General features: G+C 58.1%; 28 protein-coding genes. 10 read left to right on the top strand and 18 right to left on the bottom strand.

The features are described 5' to 3' along the window. Nucleotides 1-20 precede the first annotated feature (20 nt). Both C4S63_RS07490 and C4S63_RS17370 read right to left on the bottom strand, forming a co-directional pair. Nucleotides 21-377, bottom strand: a complete 357-nt coding sequence (locus tag C4S63_RS07490; RefSeq protein WP_103917203.1) for a hypothetical protein — start codon at nt 375-377, stop codon at nt 21-23. A gap of 253 nt (nt 378-630) precedes the next feature. Continuing rightward, the gene (locus C4S63_RS17370) at nt 631-771 is read right to left on the bottom strand and encodes a hypothetical protein (RefSeq protein WP_160052735.1); all 141 of its coding nucleotides are present in this window, start codon (nt 769-771) and stop codon (nt 631-633) included. A gap of 471 nt (nt 772-1,242) precedes the next feature. On the opposite strand from C4S63_RS17370, the gene C4S63_RS07485 reads away from it, so the two are divergent. The 3 genes from C4S63_RS07485 (at nt 1,243) to C4S63_RS07470 (ending at nt 4,162) form a co-directional block, all read left to right on the top strand. Then, complete coding sequence (locus C4S63_RS07485; RefSeq protein WP_103917202.1) at nt 1,243-1,683, top strand: Replicative DNA helicase; 441 nt, start codon at nt 1,243-1,245, stop codon at nt 1,681-1,683. Nucleotides 1,684-2,639: 956 nt separating this feature from the next. Next, entirely contained in the window at nt 2,640-3,608 is a 969-nt protein-coding gene (locus C4S63_RS07475; RefSeq protein ID WP_160052732.1) for an NAD(P)-dependent alcohol dehydrogenase, read from the top strand. A 2-nt stretch (nt 3,609-3,610) separates the two neighbouring features. Next, the gene (locus tag C4S63_RS07470; protein ID WP_103917199.1) at nt 3,611-4,162 is read left to right on the top strand and encodes a hypothetical protein; all 552 of its coding nucleotides are present in this window, start codon (nt 3,611-3,613) and stop codon (nt 4,160-4,162) included. Here the strand turns inward: C4S63_RS07470 and C4S63_RS07465 are convergent. Then, nucleotides 4,159-4,653 (bottom strand): hypothetical protein, encoded by a 495-nt coding sequence (locus C4S63_RS07465; protein ID WP_103917198.1) that lies wholly within the window; start codon nt 4,651-4,653, stop codon nt 4,159-4,161. The two genes, C4S63_RS07470 and C4S63_RS07465, sit on opposite strands and share 4 nt — an antisense overlap. Before the next feature lie 300 nt (nt 4,654-4,953). On the opposite strand from C4S63_RS07465, the gene C4S63_RS07460 reads away from it, so the two are divergent. From C4S63_RS07460 to C4S63_RS07445, 4 genes are all read left to right on the top strand, one after another. Beyond that, the gene (locus tag C4S63_RS07460; RefSeq protein ID WP_103917197.1) at nt 4,954-5,697 is read left to right on the top strand and encodes an AraC family transcriptional regulator; all 744 of its coding nucleotides are present in this window, start codon (nt 4,954-4,956) and stop codon (nt 5,695-5,697) included. 116 nt (nt 5,698-5,813) lie between these two features. Further along, entirely contained in the window at nt 5,814-6,731 is a 918-nt protein-coding gene (locus C4S63_RS07455) for an alpha/beta fold hydrolase (RefSeq protein WP_103917196.1), read from the top strand. Between the two features lie 14 nt (nt 6,732-6,745). After that, nucleotides 6,746-7,213: a hypothetical protein gene (locus C4S63_RS07450; RefSeq protein ID WP_103917195.1), complete on the top strand. Its 468-nt coding sequence runs from the start codon at nt 6,746-6,748 to the stop codon at nt 7,211-7,213. 152 nt (nt 7,214-7,365) lie between these two features. Then, nucleotides 7,366-8,571, top strand: coding sequence for a lipase family protein (locus C4S63_RS07445; RefSeq protein WP_103917194.1), 1,206 nt, complete (start codon nt 7,366-7,368; stop codon nt 8,569-8,571). 123 nt (nt 8,572-8,694) lie between these two features. On the opposite strand, the gene C4S63_RS07440 is transcribed toward C4S63_RS07445, so the two are convergent. Further along, nucleotides 8,695-9,075 carry a hypothetical protein gene (locus C4S63_RS07440; RefSeq protein WP_103917193.1) on the bottom strand — a complete coding sequence of 127 codons (381 nt, stop codon included), beginning with the start codon at nt 9,073-9,075 and terminating at the stop codon, nt 8,695-8,697. A 10-nt stretch (nt 9,076-9,085) separates the two neighbouring features. Continuing rightward, nucleotides 9,086-9,679 carry an NAD(P)H-dependent oxidoreductase gene (locus C4S63_RS07435; protein ID WP_103917192.1) on the bottom strand — a complete coding sequence of 198 codons (594 nt, stop codon included), beginning with the start codon at nt 9,677-9,679 and terminating at the stop codon, nt 9,086-9,088. Between the two features lie 134 nt (nt 9,680-9,813). Between C4S63_RS07435 and C4S63_RS07430 the strand changes: the two genes are divergently transcribed. Next, nucleotides 9,814-10,173, top strand: coding sequence for a helix-turn-helix domain-containing protein (locus tag C4S63_RS07430; RefSeq protein ID WP_062815248.1), 360 nt, complete (start codon nt 9,814-9,816; stop codon nt 10,171-10,173). A gap of 23 nt (nt 10,174-10,196) precedes the next feature. Here C4S63_RS07430 and C4S63_RS07425 read toward each other — a convergent pair whose 3' ends face one another. Next, nucleotides 10,197-11,396, bottom strand: coding sequence for a low temperature requirement protein A (locus tag C4S63_RS07425; protein WP_103917191.1), 1,200 nt, complete (start codon nt 11,394-11,396; stop codon nt 10,197-10,199). A 255-nt stretch (nt 11,397-11,651) separates the two neighbouring features. Between C4S63_RS07425 and C4S63_RS07420 the strand changes: the two genes are divergently transcribed. Together C4S63_RS07420 and C4S63_RS07415 are read left to right on the top strand one after the other, a co-directional pair. After that, nucleotides 11,652-12,011 (top strand): DUF6559 family protein, encoded by a 360-nt coding sequence (locus C4S63_RS07420; protein WP_103917190.1) that lies wholly within the window; start codon nt 11,652-11,654, stop codon nt 12,009-12,011. Nucleotides 12,012-12,172: 161 nt separating this feature from the next. Continuing rightward, nucleotides 12,173-12,376: a hypothetical protein gene (locus tag C4S63_RS07415; protein ID WP_200819522.1), complete on the top strand. Its 204-nt coding sequence runs from the start codon at nt 12,173-12,175 to the stop codon at nt 12,374-12,376. A 189-nt stretch (nt 12,377-12,565) separates the two neighbouring features. Here the strand turns inward: C4S63_RS07415 and C4S63_RS07410 are convergent, their stop codons facing one another. From C4S63_RS07410 to C4S63_RS07360, 12 genes are all read right to left on the bottom strand, one after another. Further along, on the bottom strand, nt 12,566-13,294 hold the full coding sequence (locus tag C4S63_RS07410) for a hypothetical protein (RefSeq protein ID WP_103917189.1): 729 nt from the start codon (nt 13,292-13,294) through the stop codon (nt 12,566-12,568). A 15-nt stretch (nt 13,295-13,309) separates the two neighbouring features. Continuing rightward, nucleotides 13,310-13,714 (bottom strand): hypothetical protein, encoded by a 405-nt coding sequence (locus C4S63_RS17445; RefSeq protein ID WP_200819521.1) that lies wholly within the window; start codon nt 13,712-13,714, stop codon nt 13,310-13,312. Continuing rightward, nucleotides 13,707-14,021 (bottom strand): hypothetical protein, encoded by a 315-nt coding sequence (locus tag C4S63_RS17440; protein ID WP_200819520.1) that lies wholly within the window; start codon nt 14,019-14,021, stop codon nt 13,707-13,709. The genes C4S63_RS17445 and C4S63_RS17440 overlap by 8 nt, the downstream gene beginning before the upstream one ends. Then, a complete protein-coding gene (locus C4S63_RS07400; RefSeq protein WP_103917188.1) occupies nt 14,021-14,671 on the bottom strand; it encodes a hypothetical protein in 651 nt (216 codons plus the stop codon). The genes C4S63_RS17440 and C4S63_RS07400 overlap by 1 nt, the downstream gene beginning before the upstream one ends. Before the next feature lie 148 nt (nt 14,672-14,819). Further along, a complete protein-coding gene (polA, locus tag C4S63_RS07395; protein WP_103917187.1) occupies nt 14,820-17,588 on the bottom strand; it encodes a DNA polymerase I in 2,769 nt (922 codons plus the stop codon). A gap of 195 nt (nt 17,589-17,783) precedes the next feature. Continuing rightward, nucleotides 17,784-18,131, bottom strand: coding sequence for a monovalent cation/H(+) antiporter subunit G (mnhG, locus tag C4S63_RS07390; RefSeq protein WP_234999968.1), 348 nt, complete (start codon nt 18,129-18,131; stop codon nt 17,784-17,786). A 16-nt stretch (nt 18,132-18,147) separates the two neighbouring features. Then, nucleotides 18,148-18,423, bottom strand: a complete 276-nt coding sequence (locus C4S63_RS07385) for a cation:proton antiporter (protein ID WP_062815253.1) — start codon at nt 18,421-18,423, stop codon at nt 18,148-18,150. A gap of 141 nt (nt 18,424-18,564) precedes the next feature. After that, nucleotides 18,565-19,038, bottom strand: a complete 474-nt coding sequence (locus C4S63_RS07380; protein ID WP_103917186.1) for a Na+/H+ antiporter subunit E — start codon at nt 19,036-19,038, stop codon at nt 18,565-18,567. Beyond that, nucleotides 19,035-20,528: a Na+/H+ antiporter subunit D gene (locus tag C4S63_RS07375; protein WP_103917185.1), complete on the bottom strand. Its 1,494-nt coding sequence runs from the start codon at nt 20,526-20,528 to the stop codon at nt 19,035-19,037. The genes C4S63_RS07380 and C4S63_RS07375 overlap by 4 nt, the downstream gene beginning before the upstream one ends. After that, nucleotides 20,525-20,872 (bottom strand): Na+/H+ antiporter subunit C, encoded by a 348-nt coding sequence (locus tag C4S63_RS07370; RefSeq protein ID WP_062815256.1) that lies wholly within the window; start codon nt 20,870-20,872, stop codon nt 20,525-20,527. Before C4S63_RS07370 ends, C4S63_RS07375 begins: the two co-directional genes overlap by 4 nt. Continuing rightward, nucleotides 20,869-21,336, bottom strand: a complete 468-nt coding sequence (locus tag C4S63_RS07365) for a Na+/H+ antiporter subunit B (RefSeq protein ID WP_200819518.1) — start codon at nt 21,334-21,336, stop codon at nt 20,869-20,871. Before C4S63_RS07365 ends, C4S63_RS07370 begins: the two co-directional genes overlap by 4 nt. Next, nucleotides 21,329-23,656, bottom strand: coding sequence for a putative monovalent cation/H+ antiporter subunit A (locus C4S63_RS07360; RefSeq protein ID WP_103917184.1), 2,328 nt, complete (start codon nt 23,654-23,656; stop codon nt 21,329-21,331). The genes C4S63_RS07365 and C4S63_RS07360 overlap by 8 nt, the downstream gene beginning before the upstream one ends. Nucleotides 23,657-23,708 lie beyond the last annotated feature (52 nt).

The raw sequence follows: 23,708 nt of genomic DNA, 5'->3' as shown, positions 1-23,708 counted from the left end.
TAACGCGAAGTTAGCCTTGTTTAACTGAAATCGACGTTCTTCTCATGGTTGCGAAGCGAGTGGCGCGCCATTGCCAGATTCGATTTGGCACGGTCAAGAACCAGATACAGGAAAAGACTCGCATTGGTTTCCAGAGGGCGGATCAGGTGATACTGCTTGGAAAGCGTGATCAGAATATCTTCAACTCTGTCGTTCAGTTTCAGGTTGTTCGCCACTTTCAGCTTGGCTTTCACTACCTCCGCATTCCCGGCAGCGGCCACCTCCAGGTCAATGGCATTGCCATCGCCGGCCATTAGCATGCCGGAATCCATGTCGACCAAGGCACAGGCCATGTAGCCATCGATATCCTTGAGCTCTGTAAAGTCTACTTTTGCCATTCTTTTCTCCAGTTTTTGAGGATTTGTTGTTTTCTTTTGTGTTGACTATTGAGCATTACGGTTGAGTTGTTCTTATCAGTGCTGCCCTTCAACAGGGGCAGCAGCGCCAGTCGCAGGCAATATGCAACCTGTCCAGAATGCCTGGGGTGAAATTGGGAAATTTCTATGGGGGTGGTTCCAGTGCCTTCTGCAGTGCCATAGTCAATGTTGATGGCTCTTGTATTGTTGTTTTTACACGCAAGCCGATCCCCGTTTACATGACCAGTGCCATCCCCGTGGTGTAAAGAACCCAGCTGGCAAAGATTTCCATTCCCATATTCCCGCCCTGGAATGTTGTCAGAGCAATAAGAAATGAAACGATGACCTGTGCCCAACCGATGACATGCACTTTCATAAGAATTCCATTCCTGATGAAGCCATGTGTTGATCAGTAACTATGCCGTTTCTTGATGTAGAGAAATGTAAGTTTTGATGACAGGATGCAGCAATAGCAAAAACGGACATGCCGGTTTACCGATGTCCTTTTTTGCTGATTCAAGACTGGCATCCGTGATGCGCTGCTTCATCGGTAATAGAGGGGATTGCGTCCTTAGTCTCTGGAACTACGGGGCTTGTGGCGGACTCGCGTCTGCCTGATGGGGGTGCGTGGGCGGACCCCGGCGAAGAGCAAGCAGGGCGGTTTTAGAGAGGCTATTTTACGTTCTTTTTCGTTTTGGGATTGTGCTGGGTGGGCCGGAGAGGGGAGGAGCAAAGGCTAACGCGTTTGGCCATGTGAAGCTGCCCGGAACAGTTTTCAGCAGAATTCCATGGCTTCAGGGTATGCTATGCAGGGAGGACGTCCCTTCCCGATATTGGTTGAGAGAGAATGATTAACACCAAAATATACAAGGCCATTTATGGACTGGCTGAAGGTCTGGTGGAAGCCGACAGGAAAGGCGACAGCGCGGAATTCTTGTCCCTGTACGGCCGTTTGGAAGCCATTTGTCTCGATAATGACGGCACCGACAAGGATCACCCCGAGCAATGGGAAACGCTGGCTGACTTCACCGAAGACCTGGAGACTGCGCTGGTGATCTACGAAAAAGCCCGGGAAAGGGCGCTCGTGATCAATGCCAAGGACCATCTTTCATCCATCGGGCTCTCCATGGCCAAGCTGCAAGTCGATCTGGGTCACTATCAAGCAGCGATGAAAAATCTTGAGAAGGCCAGGGCGGCTGCCAACAAGATTGAAGATAAAGCGCTTAAAGCAGAAATTGATGGGTTTCTCGAGCGTCTATCAGTGGAGCCGGAAAAATCCGGATTATAGACCGGGACGTTATCCCGGAGAGTCACCCATCGCCATGGATACAGGGGATACCAAAAGCCAGTCCCGTGCAGCTCCCTTCTGAGCAATCGCTGCCATTTTGGTGAATTCCCCCTTGGGCAGTAATCCAGTGATCGCTTTACCAGTCATTGGGTGAGCATATTGCCCCTTTACGCCGCCTGTCCGGCCTTTCTGATGGACATGTCTGTCGCACTTTTCTTCCCATTCCGAATCCGGATTCTCTGCAATCTGCCGGCTGAGTGACGCTGTGTCGTTGTCGTGATTTGTGCTTTTTGAAAGCGGCGGTTAACTCTGTTGGTTTGTAAAAAATAAAATTCGCGAAATTAGATTCAGGACGTTAGTGCCTTTCGCAAGATGTTGAAAATAAATCAAAGATGAAGACACCTTGACACTAGAGAACAGCCGTCAACGCCGTTGTATTGAAATGAATATTTTTTTACCTGTATGTGCTGATCTAGCATCGCCTGATTGAGAGAGGGTTTTGTCCCCTTTGTTGGAAAAATAAAAAATAATAAAAAATGCAAAAAAGGGATTATTTTTGATGCTTCACGCCAGGGATAAGATGGTTTTTGTGCTGTCAATGGTCGTCCTTGTTGCCCTGATTTGGATGCAGGAAGCAAGAGCGGATAGCACAGAAACCATCCAGGCTTATGATTTCTGGAAGCTTATTCTTGTCGGTGGTCCGGAGGGGGGTAGCAAACCCTCTTGGATACAATGGGGGTGATTCGCGCTATCAAGGAAGATGCGCACGATTTCATCCACGAGGTTATGAAAAGGATCCGGGTCTGCGCGTCTGGTCGCATAGCATTTGTCCCGGCTAAGACGCGAGAAAAAATCTGAAGGGCCGAGTGAAGGGGCAGACTGTACGTGATGCTGTTCAAAACGCCTAATCAGGCTAACTTCCCCAAAAGCTGCCTACATAGCGTGGAAATATGAATGTGAAATCTGCCATGCGTGCGGTTTATACCACCAACAATATCAATGGCAAAATCCACGTTGGGGAAAAGGATCTTCCCTCTATCGGGGAAAGGGACATTCTTGTTTACATGCACGCGGCCAGCATTAATCCCATTGATTGGCGGTTTATTGGTTTTATAGCGCCATTCTATCCGTTTTCAATCACTCTCGGTCACGATGGCGCGGGTGTGGTGGTTGCCGTTGGGAAGAAAGTGTCCCGTTTCAGCGTGGGAGACAAGGTATACGGCCTCAAGGTATATGCCTTTCGAGGCAGCTTTGCGGAGTACTTTGCCCTGAACGAGAATTGCGCCGACCGAATTCCGGATAACATCTCGCTGATTGAAGGTGCCGCCTTGCCCCTGGTGGGGCTTACTGCCATTCAGGCTTTGCGCTGGGCAAGGCTCGAACCCGGCCAGCATGTTCTGGTGATTGGTGGTTCAGGAGGTGTTGGCCATATTGCTGTGCAAGTGGCAAAGGCCCAGGGTGCCAGGGTGACCGCGGTGTGTAGCACCCGGAATGTGGCATTCGTCAAGTCGTTGGGTGCCGATGAGGTCATTGACTATACCTGGCAGGACGCGCTGGAAGTGGTCAGAGGTGTGGATGTGGTGCTGGATACTGTCGGCAAACTTTCGCATCGCCAGTGCCGGCCTCTACTGAATCCGGGTGGCTGTTATGTGACGACGTTTCCCAACTGGAAGAGTATCCCCGAAGTGTTGTTATCATGCACGATTGGGAGATTTTTTCGCAACTGCCGCCTTTCCTGGTTTGTCATGCTTAATGGCAACCGAAAAGACATGGAAACCTTGTCGGCATTGGTGCGGGAAGAGAAAGTCGTTGTTGCAATCGATACCTTGTTCGAAATGAAAGATATCAGTGCCGCCTTCGAGATCAGCAAACAATCGCGCACCGTCGGTAAGAATGTCGTTCTGATAAATGGTGGCGAAAAATAGAGATGGAATTCATTCATGAGTGGCTGTCACCGGTTTTCCCGCAAATCAGGTTTGTCCATCTGCTCTCAGTCATGATCTGGCTCTGGAGTGCATCTATTGCCTACAGTTTCCTGTTGGTGACTGCCTGGAAGGATTGGCGCCGTGATCCGGCCAATAGTGAACTACGGAACCGGCGTAATTGGGTCTTCTTTCACTATGAAAGGGGGCTGGTGCTGGAGCACTCTGCCATGCTGGTCGCCCTGTTTTCGGGCGCCCTTCTGGTATGGATCAGCGGGATGGATATTGTTGCCACGCAATGGCTGTTGATCAAAATTATCATTGTCATGGTTATTCTGGTGCCATTGGAAATCATGGATTCCTGGTTGGCCCATTTTGGCGGTAACAAGCGGGGTCTAAAACAAAAAGGGGTCAGTGATGAAAAATTCGAAGCCTATATGAAGCTTAATTGGCTGTTTCTGAAAAGATCCGCCCCAATCGCCGTGGTGGCAATCCTGATGACTTTATACCTGGCTGTGGTAAAGCCGGATTTCCTCTCTCCCTCGCCTATTGTCTAATTCCTGTGTGCCTTCTCCTCCCGCCCCCTGGTCCGCGGCCGCCATATTTGTACGCCGCCCGGGACCAGGTATTCAGAAACGGTTCTGAACCAGAGCAGCCCCTTGATATTGCCATTGAGTCGGATCTTCCCCTGACGCATGCCAACAAAGAACAGCCGCTGATTATCCAGCAGCTGTATCAGGGTGGTTGCCCCATAGTCGGCATCCTGGAAGCGCACGGCAATATCACAGCGCTTACGTAAACCGGAACCGCTGCGAACGCGATTGGGGCTGAAATGAAACCAGCGGGCAATGCGCCCGTCATGGGTGCGCCACACCATCATGATGTTGCGTCGCTGCAAGTCCTTGCGAAATGCCGGGTCGCGCCATGCCAGCCAGCGCAGCCGCAGGGCGACACAGAACAGGATCAGGCGGAAGGCCAGGTGTTGTTTTCTTCTGGCCAGCCAGGCACGAGTGCGCAAGCCGATGCGGTGTGGTGGGGCTGGTGGCATTCTTGTTCTGATGTTTGTTGTGATGAATGAACCTTAACAGTTGGAGTCGAGGAGGCATACGTGTTGGTCAGGAAAGCTGACCATCTTGCGCAGAGACATGGCAGAATTGAGATGCATTGCATTTGCCGGGTGATGGGTCACTAAGGCGCGCACTGTCGTGCTTGGATCAAGGAAAAGGCAACGGAAGCTGGTCGTCCAGCTCGGGAGCCCCCGGGCCACCGTCTTTGAGCGGCCTAATGACGGTAAGGAATTGGCGTGCACCCCTTCTCTCGATTGAATAACAGCAGGATCGCCTGAGCCATGGAAAAAGACTGGAAACTGGATATCGTTTTTTCCGACAGTGTGGCCATCTTCCGTGGGCATGTGGGGCCGAATAATCCGCACAGCCACTGGGCGTCGCAACTCACCATTGCCCTGGAAGGGGAGCTGGAATTTGAAGCCGGGAATTCCGGGCGGCGCCATGCCCGGGCCGTGTTCCTGTCGTCCAAGGTGAAGCACCGGTTATTTTCCGGTTATGTCTGTTCTATTTATTTTGATCCGTTAACCGTCTCTCCGCTCAAGGCTCTGGGCCAGGCGAGCGGCAAGGATTGGCGGGTGTTGACGGAGGGTGAGCTGCCCGCGCCGCTGCGCGAGCTGTCGGCGAGCAGCGATCTGCATGCCCTGCTGGCTTCGGATCTGCTGGTGGGTGCGGAGTCGGACGCGGCGCTGGATCCCCGTTTTCGGGATATCGTGGATGCCATCACCACGCAGCTGCGCGCCGGTGAGGACCCGGACCGTGATGCGCTCGCAAAAAAGGCGAACCTGTCTCCCAGCCGTTTCTCCCACTGGTTCGTGGAGCAGGCAGGCATTCCCCTGCGCAGCTACAAAAAATGGCTCAAGCTGAGGATGGCCATGGATGCGCTGCTGGACGGGATCAATCCCATGGATGCGGCCATGCAGGCGGGTTTCAGTGATTTGCCGCATATGAGTCGAGCCTTCGCCGAGTCCTTCGGCCTGACCTACATGGACGCCCTGCACGCCTGGCAACAGGCTCATCAATCGTAGCTGTTTCGTTCAATACGCCTCCTGCCTTCATCGCTAGTCTTGCCCCATACGGTGACCGTCATCCTTGTGGAGAAACGGGTCTTCGCCATTACGCATGAGAAGGGGCAGGAACGCGCATGAAAGTCACAGAACGATTTGTCGATATCGAGGGGCATCGGCTGGCATGTTTGGCCGTCAATGAACACCTGGTGCAGCCCGGTGAACCCGCGGTGGTGTTCATCCATGGGGTGTTGGCGTCGGTGAACTTCTGGCGGACTGCCCTGCCGGCGGACTACCGCGACAACCGCCCCTGGTATGCCTTGAGCCTGCCTGCCCATTCGCCCTCCACCGTGCCGGCGGATTTTCATCCGGATCAGGTCGATGACGACTGGTTCTACCGGATTATGAACGGCGCCCTGGAACAGCTACTGCAGGGCCGTAAGGCCATCGTGGTGGGTCACTCCACCGGAGGCTTCGTGGCCCTGAATCTGGCCATTCAGCACTCGCCCTTGCTGGCCGGTTTGGTCAGCATCGCGGGTTTTCACAGTGGCCAGTGGGGCGGAGTAGAAGGCCTGCTGGTGAAACTGGCTGCGCAGGGCCAGTGGGGGCGACCGTTGTTTGCGGCCAATATCGCCATTGCCCGGCATAGCCGCTATGTGCAGCAGACCTTTGCGAGTTTGTTGGCCCGCGATCGCAACGCCTTCCTGCGCCACCCCATGAGCCAGGCCATGCTCGACAATATTCGCGCCGATACCCGGGCGCAGGATGCCCGGGCACTGTATTGCTTGTTCAATGGCATCAGCAGGTTGGAAATCGGCCATCGGCTCGATGCGATACGCGTGCCTTGCCATCTATTCGTGGGCACCCACGACCCGGTGGTGCCTGCGTCTCAGTCGGTACTACTGGCGGATCGTGTGCCCCGCGCACGCACCGAGGTGTTCTGGAATGTGGGCCACATGCCGTTCATGGAAAGCACGGAGCAATTTGGGCGTGCCCTGGATCGGGCCATTGCCGCCATCACCCAACAATACAAGGCGACGGCCGCCGCTGCCTGAGCCGAGGAGAGAGAATGAACTACCCCGAATATCAGGCCGACTTGCAGCGCATTCACGAATCCGAAGTGTACGGACAGGCAGTGTTTGATACCGCCGCCCGACTCACCCGCAACCCGGAGCGCAAGGCAAAATGGCTGGCACTGAAGGCGCTGGAAGCGCACACCCTGCAACGCTATCTGGATTACATGGCGAGCACCGGCCAGACGGTGTTGGAGCCTAAAGGCTGGGCAGTAAAAGGCCGCGCGGAGGGGGCTGCTCTGGCCGTCATGCCCTGGCGTCTGGCCATGACCCTGGTGCGTAACGCCACGGGGCCCTTCCAGGAAAAGTTTCTGCGCCTGAAGACCCACGCGCAGAAGCAGGAGCAGGACTTCTTTGCCTATGTGTACGCCCATGAAAAAGCCATCGAAGCCTTTGCAAAAAAAGAGCTGGCCCGTGAGCCGGACAGCCTCAAGGGGGTGGAGAGCCTGTTGAGGGGCAAGTAGGCAAGGCCGGGGTTTATTGCTTTTCAAATCCCGTCATCGGTATTTTGTCTTGCAGGGCGATGCTGATGTCGATGTATGACGGGTGCCGTGGCAAAGGGATGCAGGGTCAGGGAATCGACCGCAATAAATCAGGCTGACAGGGAAAAGTGGCAATGACTACCCCAGGAAAATCCAGGTTCAGGCAGTCCGGGCGTTGCAGGACAGCCCTGCTGTTGATGGGGGTCATGGCCATCAGCGTCATGCTGGCGGTAGGGCTTTATTTTGCCGCCGTGCCGCAGCAGCCTTCCGCCTTTTATCAGCCGCCACAACCGTTGCCAAAGGCGCTTCCGGGGAGCGTGATTCGGCAGGCATCCTCCCACGCCAAACTGCCGGAAGGGGCCAGGGCCTGGCGGGTCATGTATCTGTCCACGGATGAACAGGGCAAGCCACTGGCGGTGACCGGCACCGTGGTTGCCCCGGACAAGCTGAGCAGCACGCCGCGACCGGTGGTGGCCTGGGCCCATGGCACCACCGGCATTCGCCCGGAGTGCGGTGTCAGCCATACCCGCGATCCCTATCAGCAGACCCCGGATGTGGCCGGCATGCTGGCGCAGGGGTGGGTGGTGGCCATCACCGACTATCCGGGGCTGGGCACGCCGGGCATCCATCCCTATATGGTGGGCAGAACCGCTGCCCACAGTGTGCTCGACATGGTGCGGGCCGCGGAGCAGATCCCGGAGAGTGGGGCTGGTTCGTCATTCGTGGTCTGGGGCGCGTCCCAGGGCGGCAACACCGCCTTCTGGGTGGGGCAGCTGGCCGCAGACTATGCCCCGGAACTCACACTGAAAGGTGTCGCCGCCTCGGCGCCGGCGCTCAATCTGCGCAAGATCGCCGCCTATAACCAGGACAAACCCGCCGGCGGTATCTTCATGGGCATGGTGTTTGCCGCCTGGGATCAGGTGTATGCCGAAGCAAGCCTGCAGGCCATTCTCAAACCGGATGCCGCCGACGCCTTCCAGCGGATGATTCGCCCCTGCTTCACCGCCCCGGCCGGTTTCCTGCCTGCACTGGCAGACCTGCGCACCCCGCAGGAGTACCTGGCCGTGGATATCCTTGCCACACCACCCTGGCCTGGGCTGTTCGACCACAACAGCCCCGACGGACCGATTGCGGTGCCCATGGTCATAGCCCACGGCACCGCAGACGCTCTCATCCCCATCGCGCTAAGCGAGCAGGCAGTGAGCCGACGCTCCCGGCGGGGAGAGACTATCCAGATCATTCGACTGCCTGGCGTAGGCCATGATGCCCGGGATGAGAGTGCTGGTTATTTGATGACGTGGGTTCAAGAGCGTTTTGAGGGGCAGGGCCCAACGCGTTGAGCAACGCGGCTAGGTCGCAAAGCCATCATAGTTGCCAGCATCCGAAAACGGGTGCAGCTGCTGCTCTGCGCATTTTATTGGCCGCGCTGGCGAGCCTGGTGGCCCGCCAACCGTTACCCAGCTTCAGGGCTTCTCTTCGACAATGATCGCCATCACTGGCTGGGTTCCCGTATTGGACACCTGGTGAGACCAGGCCTCGTGCCACATCACATGGCCATCCGGCACGGTGACATCCATGGCGTCGCCACCGGGCAGGGTAATACGCAGGGAGCCACCTTTCTGAAAATAGACGGTTTCATCGCGGTGGTCATGCGGGCAGTCTGATTCGCCCGGTTCGAGCACCATTTCCAGTACCAGCACCTGGTCATTCTCCAGCAATACCCGGTACTGATCCGGGGAGGTCACGTGGGCGGCGTTGTGCTGTACATGGCTGGCGGTGGTGCAACCGGTCACGTTCAGGGCCATGCCAAGCAGCAAGGCCGGAGTCGCGTATCTTTTCATCATGGTTGCTCCCTCAGGCTGCCGGTAGGTGGGTGTCGAGATGTTGCTGGAAACGCACAAAATCGTTTTCTGCCTGGGCATTCTTCATCACGTCGAAGCAGGCAAAGGTATCCAGCGGTGTCATGCCGAAAAAGCGGAAATTCATGTGCATGGGGAACAGCAGGTCGTCGACGCCCTTGCCCTGAAACAGGTATTCCTGTGGATCGTCGAAGGCTTCTTGCGGGGCATTGAAGGTCAGCGAGAGCATGTAGCGCTTGCCGTTAAGGGTGCCGCCGGCCCCGTAGTTGGCCTTGGGGGCGGCTTCGGTGCGGCCATCGCCATGGCACAGGGCTCCGCCCATGCCGGCGGTGTAAACCTCGTCCATGTACTTCTTGAACACCCACGGCACTCCCATCCAGTTCACCGGGGTCTGCAGCAGGATCACATCGGCCCACTGGTGGTGGGCCAGTTCCTGCTCCACGTCCCAGCCCTTGTCGACTTCCACAATGCGGATCTGGTGGCCATTGGCCTGGAGTTGCTCGCTGGCCCGTTGCACCAGTGACGCGTTGAGTTTGCCCTCGGCAAAGGGGTAGGGGTGGTGGGCATTAATAATCAGGATGTTGCTCATCAGAGTCTCCATGAAACAGGTGAAGGTGACAGCGGGTTGCTGGTTACCAATCTATTTCAGGTATACTATTTATACCTGTTGGCGTGGATCAATTAGTATCCTTTTGGAAACCTGGTGCTTAGGGCGGTGAAAAAATGAAAAGTCGCATCGAAACAGATGGTTATGGCAGGAAAAAAGTCATCGATGCCTGCATGGAACCCTGCGCCATCGAGCGGGGCATGCGCATTATCGGCGGCAAGTGGACCGGCTCGCTGATCTATCACCTCAAGGATGGCCCGGTACGCTTCAATGATCTGAATCGCCTGCTCGGCGGCGCCACCAAGAAGATGATCGACCAGCGGCTCAAGGAGCTGGAGGCCCGCGGGATGGTGCTGAGAACGGTGATCAACGACAGGCCTATTGCCGTGACCTATGAGCTCACCGAGCTGGGGCGCAGTGCGCTGGATATTCTGGAAGATCTGCGGTTGTGGTCGGAGAAGTATGATATTCGGTAGGGGGAGCGTACTCCCCCCTTCTATCACTGTCGCTCAAAATGCGGCATGTCACGTGCCGCCCGATAAAGCGGCACGGCAATTTGCGAGAACAGCGCCAGCCCCCAGAGCAGGTTGCCGATAATCGAGGGCACGAAAGGATGCACGGCCAGCACGACCAGGGCCATGACAATACCGAATAGCCGCAGAGCCGGGCTGTGACCGCGGCAGGCATGGCTGTCTTCCGCCACGAGCCGCTGCAGTATCCATAGCGCGGCGAGAAAGACGGCGAGACCCACCGAGCCGAGGGCACCGTAACCCGTCGGGTAGGGCTCCAATAGGCCAACATACACTTCGCCGGCCAGCGCCACGCCAATCGTCACCGCGCTCCACAGGATGGTAATGTGCGCCAGCCAGTATCCCACCAGGACACCGATGTCGCGGCTCTTCGGTTTGGCGTTGCCGGCGCTGTCGAAATAGACCCAGGCCAGCGCGAAGAGCGACAGGCCGCCCATGGCCACATTGAAGAAGGTGCCGGCGCCGATTTTGTAGACTCCTTTGTCGGCCAGAGTCAGCACCAACTTGAAGAAGCCTTCTCCCAGCAGGATCAACATCAGCAGGCCGAAGCGCTCAGAGATATGCCCGAGGCGCGGAACGAATCGGGCGAACCGCAGTGTCCCGATCCGCGGCAGCATGTACTGCAGCTGGATCAGCGCAACGCTGGCCCCGAACACCCAGTAGGCCAGGGGTTTGGGCAAAAACGCGGACAGCGCGAACAGCCCGGCCAGCACAAAGAAATTCCGTCCCTGCTCGTGTGCCAGTGTATCGGTGGCGTCGCCAACACAGCGCGCCCGCCAGTACAGATAGGCGGTGATAGTCCGGTTCAGTGCGTAGCCCAGCGCAAAATAGGTCCACCCCTTGCCGGCCACGTCAGGAATGGCGGCGGCGATGAACATCATGGTCACGATCTGCAGCGCCATGGCAGCGCGATGGGGCATGTCCGTGGAGATATAGAGGGAGTTATAGACGGAGCTGTCCGCCCAGGCATAGAAAATCGCCAGGAACAGCCCGGTAAATACCCAGAAGCCCTGCCAATCCATGTGGTGGGAGAGGTAGTTCCCCAGAATGAAGATCGTCACCACATGGATCAGATCGAAGAACAGCTCGACCCAATGCACATGATCGTGGGCGTCGTCAGTATCCATGTAATGGCGTGGCCGCCGCCAGAGAGGATCGTTCGCTGCCATGGGGGACTCCTTGTGGGCGTTGCATTCTCTTGGCGGCGGATTATAGGTTGGCCGGCCTCAATGATCTAACCGGCAGCCCTGCGCGGCCTGTTACCGTGGGTCTTGACCTGAGGGTAACGATAAGGCCATGTTTTTGCAGATTAAATATGTGCCTGCCCCTTCTTTCCTCGTTCCCCTTTCCTCCGGCTGGCTCATCAGTTCCCTGGATTTGCTATTCTGAAACGGTGATTACACTGTTTCCGGTAGGAAAGGCATATGAGCAGAAGGGATGCTGCTATTCATAAGTATCAAAGGTTACTGCCCGAGGCGCTTTCGAGTCGTTATGGCGGCTCGCCTCCTTATACGCCAGCTCAAGTGATGCGAACGGTGAGCGATCTTGGGTTGAATACACACTACGACGAGTACGCATGCTTGTTGTTCTGTGATGAAAAGGCGTTGGAGACGGCTGTGTTCACGGAAGAAAAGATTGCGGACATGCGAGAGGTTGTGGCTTCGGCCCTGGGGAAAGGGGCTAGCTTGGTACCTGTTGCAGGCCCCTTTGCTATTGCTGTAGGCGGAGCGTTCGATTCCGACTTCGGTAGCGGTGGTGATGGCGGCGGAGGTTGTGGGGAATGATTGTTGGCTAAAGGTGTGCGTGACCCCTTCTCGAATTTGCTTTCCCTAATGGATCGAAGTAGGGCTTTTGTGGGAAATCGGAGGCCTGACCCCGGTTCCCGCTGAATGGACGGAGCAGCTTATCTAGGGCCGGACACACCGCTGCCAGAAAAGCGCTGTTCATGCCTGGCATGGTTGCCAAGCATCACAACCCCGCCATCATCGCCATGGCCCAACGCCTAGAACAACGTGGGCTGACCCCGAAAGCTATCGTAGGCGCCAGCATGCGAAAACTGGTGCACCTGATTTATGGTGTATTGAAATCAGGTCAGCCCTTTAAGGCAGAAATACCGATGGCGGGGCTTGAAGTTCAAGAGGGTATCTGACCCCGGTTGCGCGGTTCCCTGTCCGATATTGCTGCTTCCCATCTGGATAGAAACAGCGCCATCCTCGCGGCCCATGAGAGTGGGGCTTATAGTATGCGAGAGATAGGGCGTTACTTTGGTTTGCACTATTCGCGAGTGAGTCGGATAGTTCGAGGGACACGGGGCAAGGCCTGACCCTGGTTCCGGGACCTAGGTGATGGGTGTGGTTCGTAGGTGGTAAGCCACAAAAAAATTTGGGGCGTCGGTTTTAATTTGGTTATTGATTGAGCCGTGATTGATAACTAGAAAGCTGGCATCATCATCAGTCATATATAGAGGCTGTTTCTTTTCAAGATGTTCATGCCAGTAACCATCGGTGGCTAGAATAACTGTGTTCTGATTTTTTTTATTTAGAGTGGTTTTTATGATTTCGGGAGCAAAGAATCGCCGGGAATTAAGAGATCTATAGATGTGGTCTTTTTCCCCATGATGGAAATCATTAAAAATTGGTAAATTATCAATCCTATGAGGGGTGTCAAGCCATTCCGGCTCGCCTTTATTTTTTTGTATTCCAAGTCGGCAGTCGCCGGTATAATACCATTGTATTTCACCTGTCATGGTATCCATTATCATTATTCCATAGCAGGCGGTTTCAAATAAAAAATGGTGGCGCAGCTCTTTCTGTTTTTTATGTAGTATGCCGATTAAAGTTTTTTCGGTTAATGAGTCGATACTCTTCAGTATTTCTACTAGGCAAGTATCAGCCCAGTGGATCGATAAGAACTTCCCCTTTTTATCGACGCCGGAAATGGTGTTTCTCTTCGGCTCGGCTGCATCCACGATGACTGCAACTAGCGTTTCTTTAAAATAGCCGATCGCGACTGCATCATTATTGCGCTTTCTTTGTTTCCCTTTTTGGCTGGTCCAGAATATTTCCATTTGTTGCCTAGTTTTTTATTGGGTTTGTTCTGATATTGTCTCAAGTCTTTCAAAAAGAATGTTCTGTCGATCATGGTCCCCTTTGGCTTGACTTGAAACTGCACTCTCAAAATCGGGATTTGATAGTAGTTTTATGATTTCGGAGGCTATATATTCCTTAACATCTTTTTCTGCCGCTATAATTTCATCAACGAGCTCCGCTCGGCCATCAACTAGATTTACGATGTCTTCAATGTCTCTGCTTGATAGTGCATCACCATTGCCTCGACCGTTAAAAGCTTCTAATTTTGTGGCCACAAAAAATACAGGAGTGACGAGTTTTATTCTTATTTCTGGTGTGAGGTCGTGATATGTGGATGTTTCCATGGCTGATTTATACCAGCGATTGCTAAAGCCTAGAACATTTTCATCGTCAGGCATGAAATCGACCTGAAGACCTCCAATTAGCATTGCGCAAATAGGTGGGGGGGTCGTCTCCGGTAATTCCAGGGTCCTTGAAGCCTTTGCTTCTTAGCGTTTTTTGTAATTTATGAAATCCAATGGTGCCAATGGTATTTACTACTAAATCAACATCATCTGTCGCGCGTACTTCTTCTTTGGTTAGTTCATCAGTTAGTAGCAAGCTAGTAGCGCATCCCCCAACAAATGTCACTTCCTCACATAGTTCTGGACCTAGAGCCTCAGCTACTTTTTCCAGCATATGCCTTATTGCAGCAAAATTTGTCATCAATTCAGGCTCAGTCGCTTGTTAAGAAAATCTGCCGCAAGATTGGCCTCTCTTGGCTTTCCTACCCGTATTGCATCTGTTAAAGCAAGCATCGCATACATTTCAGGGTCTCTCTTTACGGCATATGGGGTTGATTTGAACAAGGGCTCTAAGGTTTGCCCTTTGGTGTTTCCTCTAGCGTAAGGCCAAACCAGAATGAGCTCGCCTGCTGTAAATAGTTTTTCATTTAAGACCGGAGCAGCAAAAGCTGTGGCAATTCCCCGAGTAAGAGAGCCGGGCTTGGTTGGAAACACATATTTTATGCCGTAAACAATAAACTCAATTAGTGCCCGGGTGTTCGTGCGTGGTAGACCGGTTTTCCGATCAGTTCTTATCAGTCCGATGTCTAAACAACGATTTAGAGAAAGGTTGATCTGAGATTTGCTGATTCCCAGGCTTTCTTCAAGCGATCTAGCAGTGTATCGGGAAGCAAGATATTCGCTTGGTGCGGTTTGGCTCGACTTTGCACCTAGGTGCTCGTCATCCAGTTCTGAATCCCAGTCTTGCCAGTCCATGGGCCATGACTTGTTTATATTGTCTACAGCAGGACCCGCTTCCTGCTTATGAAGCGAGATTAACTTGAACAGCAAGCCAATATCTTGACTTTTCATGATTTCTCCCCTCTCGATGTCCTGTGTCCCGGGACGCGGGACATTGTTGTCATGGTTATTCCCCTTTTGCAAGCCATTTTGGGGGAGGTATTGTCTCAGGCTCTACTGCTGCTGTGTTTGCTTCGGCCTTGGGGCGGTGCTTTTAAGCTCAATGCGCCTCTTCCCAATTCTCCCCAACCCCCGCATCCACAATCAACGGCACCTTCAGCTCTGCCGCTGACTCCATGCGCGCCTTCACTTCCGTGACCAGATCCTCCACCTGATCTTCCGCCACTTCAAACACCAGTTCATCGTGCACCTGCATGATCATCTTGGCATCAAAGTGGGTGGTGTCCAGCCAGTCGTGGACCTGGATCATGGCCATCTTGATGATGTCCGCGGCGGTGCCCTGCATGGGGGCGTTGATGGCGGTGCGTTCGGCGGCCTGGCGGCGTTGGCCGTTGCTGCTGCGGATTTCCGGCAGGTAGAGGCGGCGGCCGAACAGGGTTTCCACGTAGCCTTGTTCCGAGGCCTGGGCGCGGGTTTCTTCCATGTAGCGTTTTACGCCCGGGTAGCGTTCGAAGTACAGGTCGATGTAGTCCTGGGCTTCCTTGCGCGGCAGGCCGAGCTGTTTGGCCAGGCCGAAGGCGCTCATGCCGTAGATCAGGCCGAAGTTGATGGCCTTGGCGTTGCGGCGGTCGTTGTCGCTGACCTCGTCCAGGCTTTTGCCCCACACTTCCGCGGCGGTGGCGCGGTGAATATCCAGGCCTTTTTCGAAGGCGTCGGTGAGGCCCTTGTCGCCGGACAGGTGCGCCATGATGCGCAGTTCGATCTGGGAGTAATCACAGGCGACGATCTTTCTGCCTTTGGGGGCGAGGAAGGCCTGGCGAATCTTGCGACCTTCTTCACTGCGCACCGGGATGTTCTGCAGGTTGGGATCACTGGAGGACAAACGCCCGGTGGCGGCCACGGCCTGGTGGTAGGAGGTGTGCACGCGGCCGGTGCGCTGGTTGATCAGCTCCGGCAGCTTGTCGGTGTAGGTGTTCTTCAGTTTGGCCACGCCGCGGTAATCCATGATTACCTGGGGCAGGGGGTATTCCAGGGCCAGTTCCTGCAGTACCGGTTCCGCTGTTGAGGGCGCGCCCTTGGGGGTCTTCTTGATGACCGGAATTTCCAGCTTTTCGTAGAGGATCTCGCCCAGCTGTTTGGGGCTGGCCAGGTTGAATTCCTGCCCGGCGATCTCGAAGGCTTTTTCCTGCAGTTCCGCCATGCGCTTGGCCAGGAACTGGCTCTGGTGCTTGAGCAGGGTGGCGTCCACGTAGGTGCCGTTGCGCTCGATGCGGCTGAGTACGGTAACCAGGGGCAGTTCGATGTCGCGGAACACTTCGGGCAGGCGGCCTTCCTTTTCCAGTTTGGGCCACAGGGTCTGGTGCAGGCGCAGGGTCACGTCGGCATCTTCGGCGGCGTAGCGGCTGGCTTCGTGCAGGCCCACCTGGTTGAAGGTGAGCTGCTTGGCGCCCTTGCCGGCGATTTCTTCGAAGCTGATGGTCTTGCGGCCCAGGTACTTGAGCGCCAGGGAATCCATGTCGTGGCGGGTGGCCACGGAATCGAGCACGTAGGATTCCAGCATGGTGTCGTAGGCCACGCCGCGCAGGGTGATGCCCACGTCCTCGGCCAGCACGCTCATGTCGTACTTCAGGTTCTGGCCAATTTTCTTGAGGTTGTCGTCTTCCAGCAGCGGTTTGAAGGCGTCCATGACGAGCTGCTTGTCGAGCTGGTCCGGGGCGCCGGGGTAGTTGTGACCGAAGGGGATGTAGGCGGCCTTGTCGTCCACCGCCACGCAGAAGCCCACCAGTTCCGCGTTCATGTAGTTGAGGCTGGTGGTTTCGGTGTCGAAGGAAAACTCGCCGGCGCTTTTCAGTTTGTCGATCCACTTGTCCAGCTGCGCCTGGGTGTAGACGATGTCGTAGGCGTCGCGGCCGAACGTGGGGGCCGCGGGCGCATCGTCATCCGCGTCCATTTCCACGTCTTTGCCCGCGTCTTCGGCCACCGGGTCCTTGCCGCCCAGCAGCTCCTTGAGCCAGCCCTTGAATTCCAGGGTGCGGTAATACTCGGCCAGTTTTTCCGCGTCCGGGGTTTGCAGTTTCAGGTCGTCCAGGTCTTCGCTGAGTTCGCAGTCCAGCTTGATGGTGGCGAGCTTGTAGGAGAGGAACGCCTGTTCCTTGTGTTCTTCCAGTTTCTTGCCCAGGGTCTTGGCGCCCCGGAAGCTGAGTTCGGCCACCTTGTCGAGATTCTGGTAGATGTTTTCCAGGGAGCCCAGGCCCTGGATCAGGCCCAGGGCGGTCTTCTCGCCCACGCCGGGGACGCCGGGGATGTTGTCCACCTTGTCGCCCATGAGGGCGAGGAAATCGATGATCAGCTCCGGGCCCACGCCGAACTTCTTCACCACGCCGTCGATGTCGTAGAGGGCGTCGTTCATGGTGTTGATCAGGGTGACCTGGTCGGTGACCAGCTGGGCCATGTCCTTGTCGCCGGTGGAGATCAGCACCGGTTTGCCCTGTTCGCCGAAGATGCGCGCAAAGGTGCCGATCACGTCGTCCGCTTCCACCCCTTCCTCGATGATCAGCGGCAGGCCCATGGCGCGGATCAGGTCGTGCAGGGGCTGCACCTGCTCGCGCAGGTCGTCGGGCATGGGCGGGCGGTTGGATTTGTATTCCTCGAACAGTTCGTCTCGGAAGGTCTTGCCCTTGGCGTCGAAAATCACCGCCATGTATTCCGGGTCGTAGTCCTTCATCAGTTTGCGCAGCATGGCGGCGACCCCGCGCACCGCCCCGGTGGGTTGGCCGCTGGAGGTGGTGAGCGGCGGCAGGGCGTGAAAGGCGCGGTACAGGTAGGAGGAGCCATCGACGAGGATGATGGGTTTTTCGGCTGCGGACATGGTGCTCGGCTTCTGCTGATGAGTGAGTGGGGAGAGTGTAGCGGAATTGGGCGGGTTCGGCAGGCGGGGCTGACTGTAGGAGCACCACTTGAGGTGCGAACCCGTTCAGGCTTGCCCTGCGGGCGATTCCGTCGCCAGGGCTCCGGTTCGCGGCTCAAGCGCCGCTCCTACGGAGAGGGGGAGGTGGGTGGTGCGTCAGGGGTTCTTGTCGTCGTCCGGGTTGTGGAGGATGTGGGTGTCCGGGTCGTAGCGGTCTTTCAGGTCGTCCTTGAGCATCTTGTCCCACAGGGGCACGCCCACGAAGTAGCCGGCGCGGCCGATGGCGTGGGCGGCCACCGGGGCGGTGAGCAGGATGAACAGGATGATGGCCAGGGTGCGGGCGGTGACGCCGGCATCCAGGAAGTGGGTGGCCACGGCCAGCATCACCAGCCCGGCGCCCAGGGTGCCGGCCTTGGTGGTGGCGTGCAGGCGCATCAGCAAGTCGGGCATGCGCAGCACGCCGATGCCGGCCAGAAACATGAAGAAGGTGCCGGCGACCATCATCACCGATACCAGCAGGTCATTGATCACCTCGGTGGCCTCCTTTTTCCAGGTAACGGGCAAAGCCCACGGCGGTGAGGAAGGCGGTGAGCGCCAGCACCATGGCCACATCCAGGAAGGCGGGCCGGTCGTTGTTGAGGGCATAGATGCCGATAAAGGCCACGGTGAGCGAGGCCATCAGCTCCAGGGCCACGACCCGGTCGGGCAGGGTGGGGCCGCGCACCAGCCGCACCAGGGCTCCCAGCAGCGCCAGGCTGAGCAGCAGATAGCTGAGAAATATTGCGCTTTGCAGCATGCCTGTCTCCGTTTCTCGTGCCTGTGGTATTGCCGTTGGAGCCTTGCTTGCATGGCGAATGTTCTGCCATCGGCAAGTCCGTTCGCCATGCAAGCATGGCTCCAACGGTGGGTGGTGGTTGCGGTGTTGTTTGCCGCCGTCCTATTCCAGTACCGCCAACACCCGGTCTTCCAGTTTGTGAATCTGTTTGCGCAGGTCGTCTTCATTGTCCAGGTACATGACGTGCAGGTAGAGCACGCTGCGGTCGCTGGACACGTCCAGGCTCAGGGTGCCCGGGGTCAGGGAAATCATGTTGGCCAGGATGGTGATGGCACCATCGGTCTTGGCTCGCAGGGGCACCGCCACCACCGCCGGGCGCATGTAGTGGGTGGGGGTGAGCACGTCGTAGGCCACCCGCAGGTTGGAGACCAGCAGGTCGCGCAGAAAGTGGGTCAGCAACATCAGGACCCGGGGCATTTTCTCGCGGTAGCGGGCGAAGTCGGGCACATCGCGCAGGGCGAAGCCGAGAATCAGGTAGCCCAGACCAAACCCTACCAGCAGGTTGGCGCCGCTGAAGTTGCCGGTGATGGCGGCCCAGACCAGGGCCAGAATCAGGTTCCAGCTCAACGGGCTCATGGTGCGCCTCCCAGCACGGCGGTGATGTAGCGGGTCGGGTCCAGTAGCTGTTCGGCGGTGGCCATGGCCAGTACCAGTACGGGCTGTGCTGCCACCCCGATGGCCACGGTGATCAGTGCCAGGCCGGCCACGGTGGCATAGAGCAGGGTGTTGCTGCCGCTGGCAGGGGCGGCGGCCGGTTCCGGGGCCGCCTTCCAGAATACCTCGGCCCAGATCTTGGTCATGGAGTAGAGCGTCAGCAGACCCACCACCAGGGCGGCGGCAACCAGGGCCCAGGCGCCGGCTTCGACGCCTCCGCGAATGACGATGAACTTGCCGAAGAAGCCGGACAGCGGCGGCATCCCTGCCAGGGACAGGGCCGGGATCAGGAACAGCAGCGCCAGCCAGGGCTTGTCCCGGTACTGGCCGCCCAGTTGCTTGAGTTCATAGCTGCCGCGCAGGCGGTAGACCAGGCCGCTGACAAAGAACAGGTTCGCCTTCACGATGATGTGGTGAATGATGTAGAAGATGCCGCCGGCCAGGGCCAGCACGCTCACCGACGCCAGCGCCAGGCCCATCATCATGTAGCCGATCTGGCTGACGATATGGAACGACAGGATACGGCGGAATTCGAACTGGGCGGCGGCGCCCAGTACCCCGGTGACCATGGTCAGCCCGGCGCCCCACAGCAGCACCTGATGGATCAGCGGGTCATCCATGCCGAAGATCAGGGTAAAGACCCGGAACAGGGCATACACGCCCACCTTGGTCAGCAAGCCGGCGAACAAGGCGGACACCGCCACCTGGGGGGTGTGGTAGGAGGCGGGCAGCCAGAAGAAGAAGGGGAACGCCGCGGCCTTGATGCCGAAGGCCACCATGAACAGCATGGCGATCACGGTGGTCATGCCGGTATCCACTTCGCCCAGCTTCACGGCAATGTCGGCCATGTTGAGCGTGCCCACCAAACCATAGAGCAGCCCTATGGCAGACAGGAACAGGGCGGAGGACACCAGATTGAGGGTCACGTACTTGACGGCCCCTTCCATCTGCGCGCGCTCGCCGCCCAGGATCAGCAGGGAGAAGGACGCCACCAGCATCACCTCGAACCACACGTACAGGTTGAAGATGTCGCCGGTGAGGAAGGCGCCGTTGACCCCGGCCAGCAGCAGGTGCATCAGCGGGAAATAACCGGCCTTGCGATGGGCGATGCTGATGGTGCCCAGGGAGTAAAACGCGGTGGCGGCACCGGTGACGGCACTGAGCAACACCATGATGGCGGCCAGCAGGTCACTGACCAGCACGATGCCGAAGGGGGCGGGCCAGCTGCCCAGCTCGGACACGATATGGCCCTGTTCCCAGGTGGCCAGTAACAGCGCCACGGCACTGATCACCAGGGCGATGCTACCGATGACCGCCAGGGCGCCCTGGACGCGCTGGGAGTGGCGCCCCAGCAGGGACAGGGCCCCGGCTGCCAGGGGAATCAGAATGGGCAGGATAACCAGCAGATTCATGTGTCGGTATCCCGCATCTGGTTCATGTCGTCCGCTTCCACCACCTCATAGGCCCGGCGGATCAGCACCACCGCGAAGGCCAGCACCCCGAAGCCGATGACGATGGCGGTGAGAATCAGTGCCTGGGCCAGCGGATCGGCGACCAGGCCGGCGGGCACCTGGGCGTCATCCGGCACCAGCGGCGGGGCATCCCGGTGCAGGCCGGCGGCGGTAAAGATCAGCAGGTTGGCGGCGTTGGACAGCAGCACCAGGCCGATCACCAGTTTGACGATGGAGCGGCGCAGCATCATGTAAATGGCGGCGGCGTAGAGCACGCCCACCACCAGGGCCATCAGGCTGGTCATGTGTCCTGCTCCGCCAGGTTGATGATGATGGTGCTGGCGGTGCCCAGCACCACCAGAAACACCCCCAGATCGAACAGCAAGGGCGAACCCAGCTTCAGTTCACCGAACACCGGCAGGCTGACGGTGAGCCAGTGGGCAGTGAGAAACGGCTGGCCGCTGAACAGGCCGATGACCCCGGCGGCCAGCGCCAGGATCAGCCCCCAGGCGATCAGGTCGCGGGGATCGACCCGCAGGACCCGGCGGGCGCCGGCTTCGCTCATGGCAAACAGGTGCACGGCGATGGCCGCGGATGCCACCAGCCCGGCGATAAAGCCCCCGCCCGGGGCGTTGTGGCCGCGCAGCAACAGGAACAGGGCAAACAGCAGCAGCAGCGGCAGCAAGAAGAACCCGGTGGTGCGCAGGATCAGCGACTGGGTGCGCAGGGCATTGCGGTCCGGGGGCGGCAGGCGGCGATCTCTAGTCATGGGTCTTCTCCGGTTCCGTGGTGTCACCCTTGCTGCGCAGTTTGAGCATGGCGTAGACCCCGGTGGCGGCCAGCGCCAGCACGAAGATTTCGCCCAGGGTATCCAGGGCGCGGAAGTCCACCAGAATCACATTGACGATATTGCGCCCGTAACCGGCGGGCACGCTCTCGTTGATAAAGTAATGGGCAATGCTGCCGTGGTAGCGGCTGCCCAGCACGCTGAGCAACAGCGCGGTGACCATGCCGCCCACGGTGAGACCCACCAGGGCATCGGCCAGCCGGGTGCGGGTACGGGTCAGGCGCAGGAAACCGGGCAACCGGAACAGCACCAGCACCAGCATGATCACCGTGAGGGTTTCCACCAGCACCTGGGTGATGCTCAGATCCGGGGCGCTGAACAAGACATAGAGCAGGGCGATGGAAAAGCCCACCGCGCCCAGGCTGGCCACCGCGCCCAGACGGGATTGCAGGGTGACCGCCGCCAGGGTGGCGCTGACAAGCACGGCGGCGATCACGCCCTCGTGGAGCTGGATGTCGGAGAAATCCAGGTGCAGCTTGAGGGCATCCGGGTTCAGCCACAGGGCGGCGGCCACCATGGCCACCAGCGTCAGCAAGGTGTTGATCAGGTAATAGCGCAGGTAACCGCTTTGCAGCAGCCGGGTCTGGCCACTGGACAAGGCCACCAGGCCATCCATCAGGCGGTGATAGGCCTGCTCCGGGCCGAAGCGGGACAGCGTGTCCGCCCAGCGGGTGTAGTGGCGGAAGCCCTGCCAGTAGCGGAACAGCACCAGGCCCACCAGCACTGCGCCGATGCTGATCAGCAGGGCGGTGTTGATGCCGTGCCACAGGGCCAGCGGCTGTGTCACGGCTTCTCCCAGGGTGGCGCTGGCGGCGGCACTGAGCAGGCTGCGATCAATCAACCCGGGAATCAGGCCCAGCAGCAGGCCCAGGCTGGCCAGCAGGGCCGGGCCCAGCAGCATGGCCGGGGGCGCTTCGCTGGGGGTATGGGTGAGGGGAGCGGGTTTGCCGAACCAGGGGCGGATGGCAATCACCGCGGCCACGGCCACGCCCAGGGCGGCGGCGATCACGATGGCGGCAATGAACAGCGGGGCCAGGGCATGGTCGAGACGCAAACCCGCTTCCAGCAGCTGTTCCTTGGCGATAAAGCCGAACAGGGGCATGACCCCGGCCAGGGACAGGGCGGCCAGGCCGGCGCTGGCACTGGTCACGGGCAGATAGCGGGCCCAGCCGCCGGTATCGAGGAAATCCTTGCGGCCGGTCTGGTGGTCAATGATGCCGGCCACCATGAACAGGGCGCCCTTGTACAGGGAGTGGGCCAGCAGGTAGCTCATGGCCGCCAGCAGGGCAGTGCGAGTCCCCAGGCCGATCAGCAGGGTCAGGGTGCCCAGGGCCATGACGGTGGAATAGGCCAGCATGCGTTTGATGCCGGTGGCGCGCAGGGCCAGGAAGATGCCCAGCACCATGGTGATGGCGCCGGCGCTGCCCAGCAGCAGGAGCCACAACTCGGTGCCGCCCATGGCCGGGTGCAGCCTTGCCAGCAGGTAGATGCCCGCCTTCACCATGGTGGCCGAGTGCAGGTAGGCGCTCACGGGGGTGGGCGCGGCCATGGCGTTGGGGAGCCAGAAATGGAACGGGAACTGGGCGCTCTTGGTGAAGGCGCCGAGCACGATCAGCACCAGTGTCAGTTCGTAAAGCGGATGGGCAACGATGGTGTCGCCCCGGGTGATCAGCTCCGACAGCTCATAGCTGCCGCCGATGTGGCCCAGCAGGATAAAGCCGGTCATCAACGCCAGCCCGCCGCCCACGGTGACGATCAGCCCCTGCAGGGCCTTGGCCCGGGCGTTGGCGTCTTCGTGGTTGAAGCCGATCAGCAGGTAGGAGGTGATGCTGGTGAGTTCCCAGAACACGAACAACACGATCAGGTTGTCGCTGAGTACCACGCCCAGCATGGCGGCCATGAAACACAGCAGCAGCACATAGAGCCGGGGCAGATCCCGGTGGCCTTCCAGGTAGCGGCCGGCGTAGATAAAGATCAGCGCGCCGATGGCGCAGATCATCAGGGCAAATAAAAGTGACAGGCCATCCAGCATGAAGCTCAATGGCATTGCCAGATCGGGAACCCAGGCAAACCGCGACATCACGGTGTCGCCCTGGGTGACGGTGTGCCAGTGGCTGAAAAAATACAGGGTCAGCCCGGCGGGAAGCAGGGCGAGAAGCCAGCCACTGTAACGGGGAAATAGCCGATGCAGGGCGGGGGCCAAGGGTGCGAGCAAGAATCCAGACAAGATGCCTGTCAGCATGGCGCTCCGTCGTAATCAGTGGCCCGCTTTCGCGGAATATGGGATCACCGTA

The organism is Alcanivorax sp. DSM 26293, from assembly GCF_900107995.1.
Lineage (GTDB): Bacteria > Pseudomonadota > Gammaproteobacteria > Pseudomonadales > Alcanivoracaceae > Alcanivorax.
This window is presented reverse-complemented; position numbering and strand designations above follow the sequence as displayed.